We start from the raw sequence: 16,128 nt of genomic DNA, 5'->3' as shown, positions 1-16,128 counted from the left end.
CAGAGGGCGCAGAGGGCGCAGAGGGCGCAGAGGAAGAGAAAAGAGAGAATTCTGGTGCAAAATATTAAATAAATAGGAGTGGATATTATGACAAATCAACGAATTGCAGCAATTTTGCGCGCAGGTGAACCCGACGAAACTGTAACTGTTCAAGGTTGGGTTCGCACTAAGCGCGAATTGAAAGAATTTGCCTTTGTCGAAGTTAACGACGGTTCGGCGATGGCTAATTTGCAGGTAGTCATCAATGCTGATTTGCCGGATTTTGAAAATATACTCAAACAACTTAATACAGGTGCATCTCTAGAAGTGTCGGGCGTGTTGGTAGCGTCACCGGCGAAAGGACAGCGAATTGAGTTAAAAGCCTCGCAAGTACAAGTTTACGGCGAAGCAGACCCGCAAACTTATCCGCTGCAAAAAAAGCGCCATTCATTGGAATTTTTGCGGACAATCGCCCATTTGCGGCCGCGCACAAACACTCACGGTGCTGTTTTTAGAGTCCGCAATGCTTGTTCGGCGGCGGTACACCAATTTTTTCAAGAACGCGGTTTTTTGTGGGTTCATACTCCGATTATTGCTGCTAGCGACTGCGAAGGTGCGGGGGAAATGTTCGCCGTTACCAACTTTGATTTAAAGAATGTGCCGCGCACAGATTCGCAAGAGGTTGATTATGCTAAAGACTTTTTTGGAAAGCGCGCCTATTTAACAGTTAGCGGCCAGTTGGAAGCGGAAGTTATGGCGATGGCTTTCGGCAATGTTTACACTTTTGGCCCGACTTTTAGAGCGGAAAATTCTAATACTTCGCGACATTTGGCGGAGTTTTGGATGATTGAACCGGAGATGGCTTTCTGCGATCTGCAGGGAGATATGGATTTGGCTGAGGCGTTTTTAAAGTACATTTTTAAATACGTTTTGAATCATTGCCCGGAGGATATGGAGTTTTTCAACGAGCGGATTGACAAGACGGTTTTGGCTACTGCTGAAAATATTATTAACAATCAGTTTGAGCGGATTACTTATACCGAGGCGATCGCACTTTTGGAAAAAGCCGACAAAAAGTTTGATTTCCCGGTAAGTTGGGGCTTGGATTTGCAGTCGGAACACGAGCGTTATTTGGCTGAGGATTTGTTTAAAAAGCCGACAATTGTCAGCGACTATCCCGTCGGAATTAAAGCATTTTATATGCGTTTAAATGAGGACGAAAAAACGGTGCGAGCAATGGATGTTTTGGCTCCTAATATTGGGGAAATTATCGGCGGTTCCCAGCGGGAAGAAAGGCTGGATGTGTTGGAGCGACGAATGGAAGCCCAGGGTATGAATAAGGAGGAATTGTGGTGGTATTTGGATTTGCGTCGCTACGGTACTGTGCCTCACGCTGGCTTTGGTTTGGGATTTGAACGGTTAGTGCAGTTTATGACGGGAATGGGGAATATTCGCGATGTAATTCCGTTTCCGAGAGCGCCTTTGACTATTGATTTTTAGATGCAGACGGCGGTTGAAACCGCACCTACAAAAACAAAGTTAACTGGTTCCCAGGCTCCAGCCTGGGAAACTATATCCAGAGGCTCTGCCTCGCTTGGTAAAATGGAGGCAGAGCCTCCAGATCGGCGTTAGCAGGCTCCAGTCTGGTAACGAGTAATCTAAAATATAAAATCTCAAATGGTATGAGCTAATGGTACTTCAAATCCCATCGAGTTCCAAAACACCAACTGTCACCTGGGAAGCCTTACCAGCCGGCTTTGTATTACCCGACGATCCTGTGGAAAATATTCAACAACCACCCCTTGCTGCCGCTCTCACCGATGCTCTGGGAGCCGCTGGACGCATTCAATTGATCGCCCTTATTGGTTCCAATTTTGGACTGGTAGCGACTGTAAATAAGCAGATTGTAGTCAAAGCACCGGATTGGTTTTTCGTGCCGCAAGTGCATCCAGTTGCTGAGGGGACGATTCGCCGGAGTTACACGCCGAATCTGGAGGGTGCGCCGGTATCGGTGGTGATGGAGTTTTTGTCTAATGAAGATTACAGCGAATTGTCGGTGCGATCGACTCCTCCCTACGGCAAGCTCTACTTCTACGAACAGATTCTGCAAGTGCCCACCTATGTGACTTACGACCCCTACGAGCCCAAGCTGGAAGTGCGGTATTTGCTCAATGGAGCCTATGAAACGCAGGCTGCTGATGCTGAGGGGCGGGTGCGGATTCCAGAGTTGGATTTGTGGCTGGGGATTTGGTCGGGGGAACGGCTGGGGCAAACTATGAATTGGCTGCGTTGGTGGGATTCGCAGGGAAATTTGCTGCTGTGGAGCTCGGAACAGGCCCAACAGGAACGGCTGCTGGCTCAACAGGAACGCCAGCGGGCGGATGTATTGGCGGCAAAGTTGCGCGAGTTGGGTGTCAATATCGATCGGCTGACATGAATCGGGCGATCGGGCAAATCGCTACTCAATCCAAATTGACCGTAGGGCACTTCAAACCCAGGATTACTGCTTGAATGCGATCGGGTTGAAATTGGTATTATAGCGCGATCGCTTACCAACTAAGCATTAATTATATCGGCCAGATCGGGGGAAAGAAAGAAGTGGGGAAATAGTAAAGTCTCTAAATAGTGAAAGTTTATTCCATAAAGTTTTTTAATTTCTTTGATTTGTCCAATAATCTGCTCCTTATTGATACTATGATTGCTTTTAATTCCCACAATCATTATATTCTTACTCGTATGTTCAGCAGCTATAAACTCAAAAACCTTAGTTTTATAGCCAGACAATTCAAGTAAAAGCGCTCTTAATCCATCAGTAACTATTTCCGATTGCCTCTCCAGCAAAATACCAGACTTTAAGAGATCCTTCAAAACCATATTCGGATGAATTTGTTTCCTAACTTGCTTGTGGCAGCATGGTGCTAGGATGATTAAGGAAGAATCAGACTGTATCCCTTTATAAATTGCATCATCTGTTGCAGTATCGCAGGCATGAAGTGCGATGGTTATGTCTGATTTTTTGGCGCTATAGTTACTGATATTTCCTTGATTAAAATGTAACATTTCAAAATTAACTGATTGGGCAACAGAGTTACAAAAATCCACTAAATGTATTCTGCTTTCTATACCAATAACTGATGCTTCCTTGTCTAAAATATTGTTCAGAAAATCATATATTGCGAAGGTTAAGTATCCCTTGCCTGAACCCATGTCAACTACAGAAATATGACTTTTTTCTGCCAATTCTGATGATTCAACTAAGCCATGTATGATTTCCACAAACTTATTTATCTGTCTGAACTTATCTTCCATCGTTCTTACGACATTACCTTGACTATTGGTAATGCCTAATGCTCTGAGATATACATTATTTTCTGATTCAATATACCGTTTCTTCCTACGGTCGTGTTGCTGCGGAGTCGTATCAACAGGATTGGTAAAGGTGGGCTTAATAAAATTAATTTTAGGTTTTTTATTTTTGCCATATTCAAGTTGAACATCTTGCTCGATCGAGAATAATCTAATACTCATAAATTGACTACCAATCAGGGTTTTGATTAAATTTAATCCTTCTTCGATTGGGTGATTTTTGACTATTTCCTTAGTTTGATAACTATAGGTGAAAGAAAGCTTTATGCTTGCTTTTAATTCTACAATTCTCACAATAATTTTAGTTAAACCGTCTTCTCCTCCTCTATACTTCCCTAAAGTTAATCTGATGAATTCTTGATTTTCTATACTAGAACCTAGAATTAACTCGAATTGCTCTTGTGTGGTTATATTCATTATATTACAATACGGTTCACTTAACATATTTATGCCCCGGAGATCCCCTTAAATCCCCCTTAAGAAGGGGAGTAGGGGTTGACTTTGAGGGCATTCTGATACCCCCCTTTTTAAGGGGGGTTAGGGGGGATCGTCCTAAGTAAACCGTATTGCATTATATTATTCATTAGCCGTAAGGTTCGCCATCGAAAATTTACAAATTAGATTCACAATCTCACAGTGACGCACCACACAATAGTCTGGTGCGTCACAGGAATCATCGATTAAGTAGCCGAGGGAATTGTGATATCAACAGATTGCACTTTGACCGAATTTCCCAAACTCGATAACGGCGGTTCAATTGCCGTACTATTTCCCACTACTAATGTTACCAGATTCTCCGGTTGCAAATAAGTCTTGGCTACGCGCTGCACGTCGGCAATTGTTGCTGCTTCGATGCTGCGGCGGTAGCTAAAAATGAAATCTTCGGGATAACCGTAGTATTCGTAGCGCATTAATCGCGACAATGTTTGACTCGGATTTTCAAATTTGAAGATGAAAGAATTGAGGGTGGAATCTTTAGCAAAAGCTAATTCTTCGGCGGTAATTGGTTCGGTGCGGATACGATCGATCTCAGCGCGAATTGCCTTGATAAACGGTACTGTCGCGTCCGATCGCGTTTGGCCACCAGCGACAAACACCCCCGGATAGTCATATCTCGGACTCCAAGCGGCGTAAACTGTGTAAGCTAAACCTTGGCGCGATCGCACGTTATTGAACAAACGGCCACCGAAACCGTTGAGAACCCCATTCATTACGTCCAAAGCACCGTAATCTGGACTGCTGAGCATTCCGCCCAAATGTCCCATTTGCACGTAACTTTGACTTAATTGCGGCTGATTTACCAAAAATATGCCACCTTGATTTGCCGGCGATACCGTTGGTAACGGCGGCACTTCTGCACTTTGACTCGGTTGCCAGTTGCCGAATTTTTCCTCGACGAGCGATCGCATTTTAGCTGTATCAAAGTCACCAGAAATACCCAAAATCATATTCTTGGGATGGAAATACTTCTGGTAGAAACTCACCAAATCGTCGCGAGAAATATTTGCGATAGTCTTGTATTCTACCGTGCGGGCGTAGGGACTGCGATCGCCATAAATTAACTTTTCAAACTCGCGCCCGGTAATATCGTTAGGATCGTCATTGCGGCGGGCGATCGCACCTTGAGTTTGATTCTTCGCTAAATCCAACTTTTCCTCTTCAAAAATTGGCTCCCGAATCACCTCCGCAAACAAGTCAAACACTGGTTCCAAATCTTCAGCTAAAGCACTAAAATTAGCGCTACCAGAAGTAGCATCAATTCCCGTTTCTACCGAAGCTGCTCGCTGTTCCAGCAACTGATTTAATTCATCAGCCGTATGCCGACTCGTGCCGCCAGTTCGGAGCACTTCTCCCGTCAATCCTCCCAATCCAATTTTATCAGCAGGTTCAAAGCGATCGCCCGTGCGAAATAGCGCCGTTCCCCCAATTAGCGGGAGTTCCCGGTCTTCCATCAGATACACCCGGATGCCATTTTTTAGCTCGAAGCGAGTGTATTTAGGCAGTTTGATTTCTGGCACCGCCGGGAATGTTAATTCGTCATAGTGTTTTGGCCCTGCCGCGAAGGAAGGTAACAAATTAAACGTGCCCAATGAAACAGTAAAAATGCAAAGCGATAGCAGAAATAACTTTACTTTTTTCAGTCTCAATTTAGTCCTTGTCATTCTTTCTCCTAATTTTAATCTGTTGACAATTCGACGAGGCAGAGCCTCGGTATCTGCATTTCCAGGCAGAGCCTGAAAACGAGTGTTTTTTACCTTTTTAACTGGTTTAACTGGTTCCCTGGCTCTGCCTGGGAACCGATATCTAGAGGCTCTGCCTCGCTGATTTGAAATTCGACGAGGCAGAGCCTCGGGATCTGCATTTCCAGGCACAGCCTGGAAACGAGCTAAGTTGGCAAGAAGGGGCAGAGTCGGGAAACAAATTTTCCTTCTTCCTTCTTCCTTCTTCCTTCTTCCTTCTTCCTTCTGATTAAAGTGGCAAAAGCTTACCAATCGTGCGATTTTCCGGGCGGAAAGTTGCCTGAGCGACACGCTGAATGTCAGCCGGAGTAACAGCCGCGATCGCATCCAATTCCTTGAACAAATTTCGCCACGAACCGGTGTTTACTTGATAGTCCAGCAGCGAAAATGCCATGCCCATATTAGAATTGAGCGATCGCAACAAATCGGCTCTCGCCTGAGTTTTCACCCGCTCCAATTCCATAGCAGAAACTGGCTCATTTTTCAGGCGATCGATTTCTTTGCTCAAAGCTGCTGCTACTTCATCAACCGTGCGGCCCGGAGCAGTTTGAGCGTAAAACAACATCAAATTCGGATATTTTTCCCCCGGATAACCGCTGAAACCTTGAGCCGCCAGCGCCAATTGCTGTTGTTCTACCAAAGATTTGTAGAGCCGAGAAGTGCGGCCATCGCTGAGCAAAGAACCAATAATTTCATAAATCGCATTGTCGGGATGATTCATCGCCGGCCTGTGATATCCTTCCAAATACCAAGGTTGAGTTTTTAACTTCAGCGTGACTTCCTTAGTTTGCGTTTGCGGAGGCTCCACAATTTCCAAGTCAGAAGGCGCTGGTTTCGCTTTGTAGCGGCCGAAATAAATTTGAGCGAGTCGCTTCACTTCCGAAGCTTTCACGTCTCCTACCACCGCTGCTGTTAGCTTGCTGGGGATGTAGTGAGTCTCAAAAAACTTCTGCACCTGTTCTCGTGTCAGGTTTTTAATGTCTTCGGTGTAGCCAATTACGGGGCGGCGGTAGGGATGAACCGAGAAGGCTGTGCTGGCAAAAGCTTCAACCATTTGTCCGATCGCAGAATTCTCAGTTCGCAGCCTCCGTTCTTCTAAAATCACCTGTTTTTCTTTGTAAAATTCCCGAAATACAGGTTCTAGAAATCGCTCTGATTCCAGCGACATCCACAGTTCTAATTTGTTAGCTGGGAGGCTGTAAAAATACATTGTCGAGTCGGTAGAAGTAGCGGCATTTAGTCCGACTCCGCCTGCTTGTTCGACTATTTTGCCGAATTCGTTGCGCTTGACAAATTGCCCTGCTTCTGCTTCAACTTTGTCCAATTCTGCTCTAAATTTGGCGACTTCTTCGGTTTTGCCGATCGCCTTGGCTGCTTGCATTTGCTCGAAGAGTTCGTCTTGTTTTTCTAGCAGCGGCTTTTCGGCTTTGTAGTCGGTAGTGCCGATTTTTGGCGTGCCCTTAAAAGCTAAATGTTCGAGATAGTGGGCGACTCCGGTTTGACCGTCGGGTTCGTTTGCGCCTCCCACGTCAGCGTGAATTAAAAACGATGCTACGGGCGATCGGGGCCTTTCGAGCACGACGAATGTCATGCCGTTGTCGAGCTTGAATTCGGTGACTTGCTCGATTACTCGATCGAGCGACGGTTGAACAGACATTGCTGGAGAGCCGTTAGCGGGGTTCTCGCGGGCGGAGGCGATTTGAGGGCAAATTCCCCACCACAGCATTACAGCAGCCAGCAGGGAGGCGATGAATCGAGTTGGGCGGGGCGATTCCCTAGGGGATAGCTTCGCCGCGCGTGGTTTTTGGAACTGCGGGGTCATTCGATTTTAGATTTTAGATTGGGGATTTTGGATTGTCAAACAAATAAATGTTGGCGATCGATGCCAGCGATACTTTTCTAAGGATAAAGATTTTTGGAGGCATAAGCGATCTGTTGCGCCGCAGATGTTAGGCTGATACAGCCAATCTCAAAAAGAATCTGGATCTCGGCGAGGAGTTTGAAGTTTAAGATTAAAGCCGCGCACAACTTAAAACTTAACATTATTTCGCCCGCCCGTCCCAAACCCGCAATTCCCAGTCACCAATTACCGATTAAGCCATGCGAATTTTTAATCAGTCTCCTCCTTCAGAAACAGAAACCAAAAAGCGGATTTTACAAGCGGCTGTGCGGTTGTTTGCCCACAGCGGATACGACGGTACGACAACTCGCGATTTAGCAGCGGCGGCGGGGGTGGCTGAGGGTACGCTATTTCGGCATTTTGATAATAAAAAAGCGATTTTGATTCAAGTGGCGACGGAAGGATGGGTGGAAATACTGACAGATTTGCTGACAGAATTGAGTGAGATGGGCAGTTACAAAGCAGTGGCTCAGGTGATGCGCCGGCGGATGCTGAATATCCGCGCAAATAGCGATATGATGCGGGTCTGTTTTTTGGAAGCTCAGTTTCACCCGGATTTGCGCGATCGCATTCAGTTAGAAGTCATCGGAAAAATGAGCGTTGTAGCTGAGGCTTTTTTTGAAACGGCGATGGAAAAAGGAGTTTATCGGAAGATGAATCCGAAGATTGTCGCTCAGGTATTTTTGGGAATGTTTGCAGTAGCCGGTTTCAGTCAAAATACGATTGGGGAACCGAATGCTTCTCCGCAAGAAATGCAGGAAATGGCCGAAGGATTAGCAGATATTTTTCTGAACGGCGTTTTAGTTAAGGATTAGTCAGTAGTCAGTAGTCAGTAGTCAGTAGTCAGTAGTCAGTAGTCAGTAGTCATATCAAATCCTCTCTTCATCTCAAGAATAAATTTACTGTTAACTATTAACATCATGTATGAGTGCAACCGGAATTGATATCATTAGTCATTAGTCATTGAAGAGCGAATTTGTCGATCGCTCTTCGGGGACACTCCCACTATATAATTCCGATGCTACCGGATTTAATATCAAGCGCTGGGGAGCGGGCATCTAAGTTAACACTAACCGAAATGCACACCTAAATGCTGAGATGCTCCCATGAGTTATTTAGTCCTATGCCAGAAGACTTTCGCTTTTAGACAGGGGTTAAAAACCCATACTAACAAAGCTCTGCCTCGCTGACACTACTCGTCGTTAAACTCGTACACTTGCTGCACCCAATTCTCCCGAATATCCTGCCATTCATCGGACAATACTTCCCAAGTTGTATTGCTTTCTAGTTCCAGCAATAAACTTGATACTTCTTCCAGAGTCGATACTACTTGACAATCTTCTCTCCAACTTTTTCGGAGAAGTTTCCATTGACTCTGTACCGCTTCCCACTGGATGTCTGATTCCAATTCAATTAGATATTCTGCTAGCTGTGACGGTTCTACGGCTGCTTGCACTTTACTCACCCAACTGTCGCGACGTTCTTTCCATTCTTTCGTCACAGCTTCCCATGTGAGGTTGCTTTCAAACTCTAACAGTAACTGGTTCATTTCTACCATATTAAATGTTTTATTGTTTGCAGTTTGTGCTATTTTATTACAAATTTTATTGATTTAGACTGTTTTTTTTTATAATGAGCGATGTGGCTTTTTGGGAAACGGCGATGCAAAAACAAGTTTATCCAAAGATGAATCCGAAGATTGTCGCTCAGGTATTTGTGGGAATGTTTGCAGTGCCGTGCTTCAGTCAAAATACGATTGTGGCTCCGAATGCTTTAGTCATTAGTCATTAGGAAAATTTAGAGCCTGAAAACGCATATTTACAGGCTCTGAATTGTCGAAACTACTCGTTAAAAGTGTGCATTTGCTGTACCCAAGTCTCGCGATTCTGCTGCCATTCATCAGCCATAGCTTCCGAATTTGTCTGGGTTTCTAGTTCCAGCAATAAACTTGATACTTCTTGAACAATGGATGCTCCCAGACATTCTTCTACCCAACTGTTCCGACGCTCTTTCCACTGAATATCAACCGATTCCCCCTGCAAGTTGGATTCAAATTCAACTAGCAATTTTGCTAGATATGTCAGGTTAACTGATGCTGCCACATCGCTAACCCAACTTTCCCGGCGCTCTTTCCATTCTTTTGTGACTTGTTCCGATTTGACGTTTCTTTCAAACTCTAACAGTAACTGATTTAGTTCTACCATCTTAAATGTTGGATTTTTTGTAGTTTATGCTACACTTATACCAAAATTTTCAATAAACAAAGTGTTAATTTTTTTTAAGATTGCGGTCGCAGTGAAACTACATAAGAAATAACTGAATAATGAAGGATGAGTTTACGTTAGATATGTTAGACTTTCCCAGCGCTTGGAATCGGGGGGAAGGCGACTGGGCGGGAATAGCGGCAACTATGAAGAGAGGACAAACTGTAGAAGTAATTCAAGAAGTGGGTTCTACTTTGTGGCAAAACAGTCTGCCAGACAATCATTCATTGTATTGGGAAGGGGAAAATCTGTCAACTATCAAAGGGCGAATTTGGATGAGTTTCACCCAGAGAAGATTTGCACCGGAATCTACTTTACCAAAGGTTCAGTTGCACCCGCGAGTGTTGTGGGTAGGGATAGGTTGCGAAGGCGGAACGCCACGGGAATTAATCGAAACTGCGATTCAAAATGTCTGTCGGGGCGCTCATTTGGCCGAAAGTGCGATCGCAGGTATTGCTACTGTTGATACTAAAGCAGGTGAAGTCGGTTTGCTGGAACTTTGTGCTGGGCGAAACTGGCCGTTAAAAACTTTTGCTGCTGATATTTTAAATTCTGTAGAAGTTCCGAATCCTTCCAATGTGGTAACGCAAAAGGTCGGGACTAAAAGTGTAGCAGAAGCGGCTGCACTTTGTGCGATCGCCCAAATTGTAACCGCCCGCCAACATCAAGAAACGCAGATATCCATCAGTCATCCGCGTTTATCTGCGTTTGGGGCTGTTTCCCATCCCCTCTTAGTTCCCAAAAAAATCTTTCGATCGGAAAAAAAACTAGGCTCTGTTACAGTAGCGGTTGCTGTTTGCCCGATCGACTATCTGGGATAATATCTTCCTAATCCAAAGTGCCCGGATTCACAAAACGACCAATCAACCCAGAAACAAACGACAAAACAATCGAACCAAACAAAGCAGGCCAAAAACCGTTAACTGCAAAACCAATATTGAATATACCCGCCAACCAGGAAGCCAAGGAAAGCGAAATTGCATTCACAACAAACAAAAACAAACCTAAAGTAATCACAGTCAAAGGAAGCGTCAGCAGTGTAATAATCGGCCTGACAACCGCATTCACCAATCCGATCACCACAGCAGCCACCATCGCCGCCGGAAAACTAACCACCGCAATACCTGGTACAATGTTAGCTGTAATCACCAGCGAAACTGCGGCCACTATCCAAGTTAAGAAAAAACTTAACATATCGCTTTTTTCATCTCCATCACTATTAATTGAGATTGTAACTGTTTGGTCGATCGACCAAAGTTCGGGATACACTACAAAATACCCACCTTGTGAGAATATCAGACTTATGAAACTCCGGCAACTAGCAGCATTCCTCTTAGCGCTAACTATCTTCATCCTCCCGCGACCAGCCCTGGCTCAATCTAAATATTACGCGCCGCCGCTGTCCTTTAGCAACGCCGAACTCACAAGACGCGATTTTTCCGGTCAAATGCTGCGGGCTGCTGAGTTTTCTAACGCTAATATGGACTTAACTAATTTTTCTAATGCCGATTTGCGGGGAGCAATTATGAGCGCTTCGGTGATGACTGAGGCGAATTTGCACGGCGCAAATTTAACTAATGCCATGATCGATCAAATTAAATTTACTAAGGCTGATTTAAGTGATGCCATTTTAGTGGAAACAATTTTGTTGCGTTCTACTTTTGATGGAGTTGATATCACCGGTGCTGATTTTACTGACGCAATTATGGATGGCGCACAAGTTAAAGAATTGTGCGCGAAAGCCAGCGGAATTAATTCTCACACAGGCATTTCTACTCGCGATTCCTTGGGATGCCGCTGATACTATATTCGGCCAATTACTGATGATTGTTTGTTGGGTGGGGGATAGTTTTTGAGAGTGTTTGGGGCGATTATGGTTGGTGAACTCGCCCCTAAGAAACCCTATTTTGTCGGGGCAGGTTCACCCAAAATATATAACGATTAGCAACAATTTAGATAAACCCGCCCCCACACGACGAATAATTTACTTTGCTTTTTTCTGTGAAGCCTCATAATTATCGCTCATTAACTGATTAACTTCTGGATTGTAAATCCGCAGATAGTTCCAGTAATTCTCAAACACCGATTTTACGTATCCTTTAGTTTCAGGAAACGGAATTTTTTCCGCAAAAGCATCCGGGTCGCTAAAGCTAAATCTCTTCAACCAATCTGCTACTGCATTCGGCCCGGCATTGTAACTCGCCACAGCTAACATCGAGTTATTCTTGTATTCGTCGTGAGTGTGATCCAAATACCAAGTTCCGAGTTTAATATTGTCGTCTATATTCTCCAATGAATATTTTTTGAGATTAATTTTCTCAGCAACCCAAGTTGCTGTCTCCGGCATTACTTGCATTAAACCGGTCGCGCCAACTATTGATTTAATACCAGGCATGAATCGCGATTCTTGCCGGATTAATGCTGTCACTAATAATGAATTTATTTGGCGCTCTTGAGACCATTTAACAATGGTTTCTAGGTACGGAAAAGGATATAATGCTTGCCAATAGGCCGACTGCTGTCTGAGGGCGAGGTATTCGGTTCTATCGTCGGGTTTGTCGCGCTGCCGCAAACTCCCAATCATCCACAAACCGTCTAAGTTGTCTCCTACTCCAATTCGCATTAAACCGTCGGTAAATTGTTCGGAAATACTCGGTTCGATGCGGTCGATAAATTCTATTTGCCACAGCGTCCAAGCATCTCTATCTTGACCTAGTTGATAGAGTTCTTTTAATGCTGGAGAACCTGCGCTTGGTTCCGGGCGCTGAAGCGGCCGCACTACCTTGGGAGACAAATCTCGGACTGTGGTGAAGTCGCCTACTGGCCAGCCCAGAAGTACGGCCGACCGCCATGCAAAATATGATTCGGGATAGCGTAAAATGGTGTATTCAAATGATGTTTTTGCATCTTGGTCGCGGCCGAGTTGCTGCGCCCATTTCCCCACCCAAAATGCTGCTTCTGGCGCTGGTTCGCTGTCGGGATTGTTGGTGGTTAGTTCCCTCGCCCACTGCCAAGCTGATTTTAAATCTCCGGCTTTGGCATATTGTTGGGCGATCGCCCAACGTAACTCACTTGCTTTATCAGAATTACTGTATTTTGTCAATAGCAATTTGCGGGTATTTGAGGCGGATTTAGCGCTGTTTGCTTTGTCGAGAAGTTTGGATTTGTCTAGCAAAGCTTCGGGGGCATAATTGGGAAATTTGCCGATCGCGCGATCGAGCAAAACCATCGCATCCTTGGGCTCATTCAGTCGCGACAGCCGAATTAAACCCAAACCAGTATCTTCGGAATCGGGAAACGCCGCAATTAATTCTTGATAGGCAATTTTTGATTCTGGAATTTTGCCGTCAAGCCACAAACCGCGAGCTTTCCGGTAAAGATTTTTGGCGGTGCGGGGAGCTTTTCCGTAAGCAATTGCTCCTTTGCCGTAATCCTGTTTTTCCCAATACCCAAAGGCAATTTCTTCCCAATCTTCGGGTTTCAAACTAGCGCTGTTTTGCTGCACCAATTGTTCTAATAATGTACCGTAATCTTTGACATAATGACCGTGTTTTGCTACTAGCAGCATCAACTGCGGCTGGTTGGGATTTTCTTTTAACTTCTTCAGGGCAATTTCTATGCTGCGCGGATGAGCAGGAAATTCAGTAATTGCCTGCTGCCAATATTCCGGTTTTGACTTGCCTAAAACATATAAAGCTTCCGCTGCTACGGGGTCGTTGGGATAATTTTTTAGCAGTTCTTGCCAAGCTTTTTGTGCTTTGCCTTTGTCGCCACTTAATTCGTAAGCTTGGGCGCGTTTTTGGGCAATATGAGAGGCTAAAACAGGATATTGTTGCTCTAGTTTGTCCAATAATTCTAATGCTTTGGTGGCATCTCCTTGCTGGATTAAATCGCTCGCAAGCAGGTAGCGGGCGCGAATTTGAGGGGAGATTTCCTGCCCGGGGTTGGTACTTGCAGGCTGCAGGGTGGCGAGTTCAACTAATTTTGCCGATCGCTCCTGGGGTGAGAGCGATACGAGCATCTTAACCGACGACGCTGCAGAATTCGCTGCATCTAGGGGCTGCTGAGCCTTCTGGAAGGGGCCGACACCCATCAATTTTGCTGCCGCCACCAAAGAGCCGAGCACCATCACGCAAACTGAAACGCTGATTAAAATAGAAAGTTGGGTTTTACGTTGCTTTAGCATGGGAAAATTTCAGATAATTAAGAATAGAAAATCGATCTCTTGTCAAGAGCCATCACAGGCAGGAGGGGTGTTCCACGCCATCGCTGGCATCGAGCCCGTTCCACGCTGATATAGTACCAGAATTTATTTTGATGTGGAGCGGGGAATTTGTGCGATCGATATATTTACGCGCACCAAGGAAAAACCACAAACCGCCCACAACAAAGTACAATCAAAAATCTCAAATCTAAACAGTAAATCAAAACATGGAATTTCTAGTCACCGATACGCCCCGTTCTGCTTGGACGGGAGATGCCCTAGCAATTGGTCTATTTGAGGACGCTTTGGAACTCACGGGCGATTTGGCACAATTAGACGAACAACTCGCAGGCACTTTAAAAGAGCTGATTCAGGAAGTAGATTTTAAGGGTAAAACCGGCACCAGCGCGATCGCCAGAGTCGGCGGCAACAATCCGATTCGCAAAATTGCGATCGTCGGTTTAGGAAAAGCCCCAGACTTAAAATTAGACACCGTGCGGCAAGCTGCAGGCGTTTGCGCCAAGTTAGGCAAAAAAGAGAAATGTAAAACCCTCGGAATTAGCTTTCCTGTATGGAAAAACGCAGCGGACGCTACAGCAAGCGCCATCGTCGAAGGTGTAGAACTCTCCCTGCATCAAGACAACCGTTTCAAATCGGAACCAGACAATAAAACCCCGCAGGTCGAACAAATTCAGTTGCTCGGTTTTGCCGGTACCGAAAGTGCGATCGCCCGCGCCCGCCAAATTACTGCCGGAGTCATTTTAGCACGGGAATTAGTCGCAGCGCCGGCCAATTATGTCACCCCAATTACAATGGCAGAAACTGCTCAAAGTCTAGCTGCAGAATGCGGTTTAGAATTAGAAATACTGGAGCGGGAAGACTGTGAAAAACTAGGTATGGGAGCCTTTCTCGGCGTTGCCCTAGCATCCGATTTACCGCCTAAATTCATCCATTTAACTTACAAACCCGAAGGTACACCGCGCCGCAAAATAGCAATTGTCGGCAAAGGATTGACCTTTGATTCCGGCGGTTTGAACATCAAAGGAGCCGGCAGCGGCATTGAAATGATGAAAGTAGATATGGGCGGCGCTGCGGCTACCCTGGGAGCGGCAAAGGCGATCGGACACATCAAACCAGATGTCGAAGTTCACTTTATCAGCGCCGTCACCGAAAACATGATTAGCGGTCGCGCCATGCGCCCTGGAGACATCCTCACAGCTTCCAACGGTAAAACAATTGAAGTCAACAATACCGACGCAGAAGGGCGTTTAACCCTGGCTGACGCTTTGGTATTTGCTGATAAATTGGGACTTGATGCAATTGTCGATTTAGCAACTCTGACAGGGGCTTGCGTAATTGCATTGGGCGACGATATCGCCGGTTTGTGGAGTCCTCAAGATAGCGTCGCCGCCGAAATAGTCGCCGCCTCAGAATTGGCTGGCGAAAAGTTTTGGCGAATGCCGATGGAAGAGAAGTATTTTGATGGTTTAAAAGCATTGCACGCTGACATGAAAAATACAGGCCCCCGTCCCGGTGGTTCGATTACAGCGGCGCTCTTTTTGAAGCAGTTTGTCAAGGATACTCCTTGGGCGCATTTAGATATTGCCGGCCCGGTTTGGATCGAGAAAGAAAACGGCTACAACGGCCCCGGAGCTACAGGTTTTGGAGTTCGGACTTTGGTGCATTGGGTGCTTGGAGGCGCTTAATTAATTGTGGATTATTGAGCGCAAAAATTGAGATTTGCGCTGCCTTAAAAGTCCGCTAATTGGGAGCATTTCCGGTTGGGGAAAAAGCATTTTTTCTGAAAATTGCTGTCGGGAGTATCTCAGCGCAAGCATTTATAGTGCGATCGTCCCTGCTCGCAATTACAATACGCCAGCGGGGACGATCGCACGCTCGATAAAAAAATGCTTTTTGCAAAACACCAGATGCTCCCAGTGCTGTCGGGAACTCTGGTGCTTTACAAAGCACGCGAGCGGGGACTATTGTCTACTGTTTGTTGTTTTCTGTTTGCTGTTGAAGCGCAGGGGCGAAAAACCCGGTTTCTACACAATTTACGTTTGATAGCGAGAAATATACGACGAAGAAACCCGGTTTCTGAATTCAGCGCGCATCAGCCAACTAAGTTTTTAGCTCGCAGTATGAAAACCTTGATTTTCAAGCAGGCATATCCTG

General features: G+C 45.4%; 13 protein-coding genes and 1 pseudogene. 7 read left to right on the top strand and 7 right to left on the bottom strand.

Going from position 1 to position 16,128, the window contains the following annotated elements; translation table 11 throughout:
* Window positions 1-87: 87 nt before the first annotated feature.
* Both asnS and QT998_RS08445 read left to right on the top strand, forming a co-directional pair.
* A complete protein-coding gene (asnS, locus tag QT998_RS08450) occupies window positions 88-1,479 on the top strand; it encodes an asparagine--tRNA ligase (RefSeq protein ID WP_333113782.1) in 1,392 nt (463 codons plus the stop codon).
* A gap of 190 nt (window positions 1,480-1,669) precedes the next feature.
* Window positions 1,670-2,416: a Uma2 family endonuclease gene (locus QT998_RS08445; RefSeq protein ID WP_333113781.1), complete on the top strand. Its 747-nt coding sequence runs from the start codon at window positions 1,670-1,672 to the stop codon at window positions 2,414-2,416.
* 119 nt (window positions 2,417-2,535) lie between these two features.
* Here the strand turns inward: QT998_RS08445 and QT998_RS08440 are convergent, their stop codons facing one another.
* The 3 genes from QT998_RS08440 to QT998_RS08430 form a co-directional block, all read right to left on the bottom strand.
* Window positions 2,536-3,762, bottom strand: coding sequence for a class I SAM-dependent methyltransferase (locus QT998_RS08440; RefSeq protein WP_333113780.1), 1,227 nt, complete (start codon window positions 3,760-3,762; stop codon window positions 2,536-2,538).
* Window positions 3,763-4,025: 263 nt separating this feature from the next.
* Complete coding sequence (locus tag QT998_RS08435) at window positions 4,026-5,507, bottom strand: M16 family metallopeptidase (RefSeq protein ID WP_333113971.1); 1,482 nt, start codon at window positions 5,505-5,507, stop codon at window positions 4,026-4,028.
* Between the two features lie 307 nt (window positions 5,508-5,814).
* Window positions 5,815-7,407, bottom strand: coding sequence for a M16 family metallopeptidase (locus tag QT998_RS08430; RefSeq protein ID WP_333090151.1), 1,593 nt, complete (start codon window positions 7,405-7,407; stop codon window positions 5,815-5,817).
* A 278-nt stretch (window positions 7,408-7,685) separates the two neighbouring features.
* Here QT998_RS08430 and QT998_RS08425 point away from each other — a divergent pair, with 278 nt between their 5' ends.
* On the top strand, window positions 7,686-8,300 hold the full coding sequence (locus QT998_RS08425; RefSeq protein ID WP_333090152.1) for a TetR/AcrR family transcriptional regulator: 615 nt from the start codon (window positions 7,686-7,688) through the stop codon (window positions 8,298-8,300).
* A gap of 377 nt (window positions 8,301-8,677) precedes the next feature.
* On the opposite strand, the gene QT998_RS08420 is transcribed toward QT998_RS08425, so the two are convergent.
* Window positions 8,678-9,043: a hypothetical protein gene (locus QT998_RS08420; protein ID WP_333090154.1), complete on the bottom strand. Its 366-nt coding sequence runs from the start codon at window positions 9,041-9,043 to the stop codon at window positions 8,678-8,680.
* 74 nt (window positions 9,044-9,117) lie between these two features.
* On the opposite strand from QT998_RS08420, the pseudogene QT998_RS08415 reads away from it, so the two are divergent.
* Window positions 9,118-9,258: pseudogene (locus QT998_RS08415) on the top strand (TetR/AcrR family transcriptional regulator); the annotation flags it as partial.
* A 68-nt stretch (window positions 9,259-9,326) separates the two neighbouring features.
* On the opposite strand, the gene QT998_RS08410 reads toward QT998_RS08415, so the two are convergent.
* Window positions 9,327-9,689 carry a hypothetical protein gene (locus tag QT998_RS08410; RefSeq protein WP_333113778.1) on the bottom strand — a complete coding sequence of 121 codons (363 nt, stop codon included), beginning with the start codon at window positions 9,687-9,689 and terminating at the stop codon, window positions 9,327-9,329.
* 119 nt (window positions 9,690-9,808) lie between these two features.
* Between QT998_RS08410 and QT998_RS08405 the strand changes: the two genes are divergently transcribed.
* Window positions 9,809-10,570, top strand: a complete 762-nt coding sequence (locus QT998_RS08405) for a cobalamin biosynthesis protein (protein ID WP_333113776.1) — start codon at window positions 9,809-9,811, stop codon at window positions 10,568-10,570.
* A gap of 7 nt (window positions 10,571-10,577) precedes the next feature.
* Here the strand turns inward: QT998_RS08405 and QT998_RS08400 are convergent, their stop codons facing one another.
* On the bottom strand, window positions 10,578-10,943 hold the full coding sequence (locus QT998_RS08400; RefSeq protein WP_194066400.1) for a phage holin family protein: 366 nt from the start codon (window positions 10,941-10,943) through the stop codon (window positions 10,578-10,580).
* Window positions 10,944-11,052: 109 nt separating this feature from the next.
* Here QT998_RS08400 and QT998_RS08395 point away from each other — a divergent pair, with 109 nt between their 5' ends.
* Window positions 11,053-11,550 (top strand): pentapeptide repeat-containing protein, encoded by a 498-nt coding sequence (locus tag QT998_RS08395; protein ID WP_333090159.1) that lies wholly within the window; start codon window positions 11,053-11,055, stop codon window positions 11,548-11,550.
* A gap of 183 nt (window positions 11,551-11,733) precedes the next feature.
* Here QT998_RS08395 and QT998_RS08390 read toward each other — a convergent pair whose 3' ends face one another.
* Window positions 11,734-13,935 (bottom strand): lytic transglycosylase domain-containing protein, encoded by a 2,202-nt coding sequence (locus tag QT998_RS08390; protein WP_333113774.1) that lies wholly within the window; start codon window positions 13,933-13,935, stop codon window positions 11,734-11,736.
* Between the two features lie 245 nt (window positions 13,936-14,180).
* On the opposite strand from QT998_RS08390, the gene QT998_RS08385 reads away from it, so the two are divergent.
* Entirely contained in the window at window positions 14,181-15,659 is a 1,479-nt protein-coding gene (locus QT998_RS08385) for a leucyl aminopeptidase (protein ID WP_333090164.1), read from the top strand.
* Window positions 15,660-16,128: the final 469 nt, after the last annotated feature.

The organism is Microcoleus sp. S1D4, assembly GCF_036700765.1.
Classification (GTDB): Bacteria; Cyanobacteriota; Cyanobacteriia; order Cyanobacteriales; family Microcoleaceae; genus Microcoleus.
This window is presented reverse-complemented; position numbering and strand designations above follow the sequence as displayed.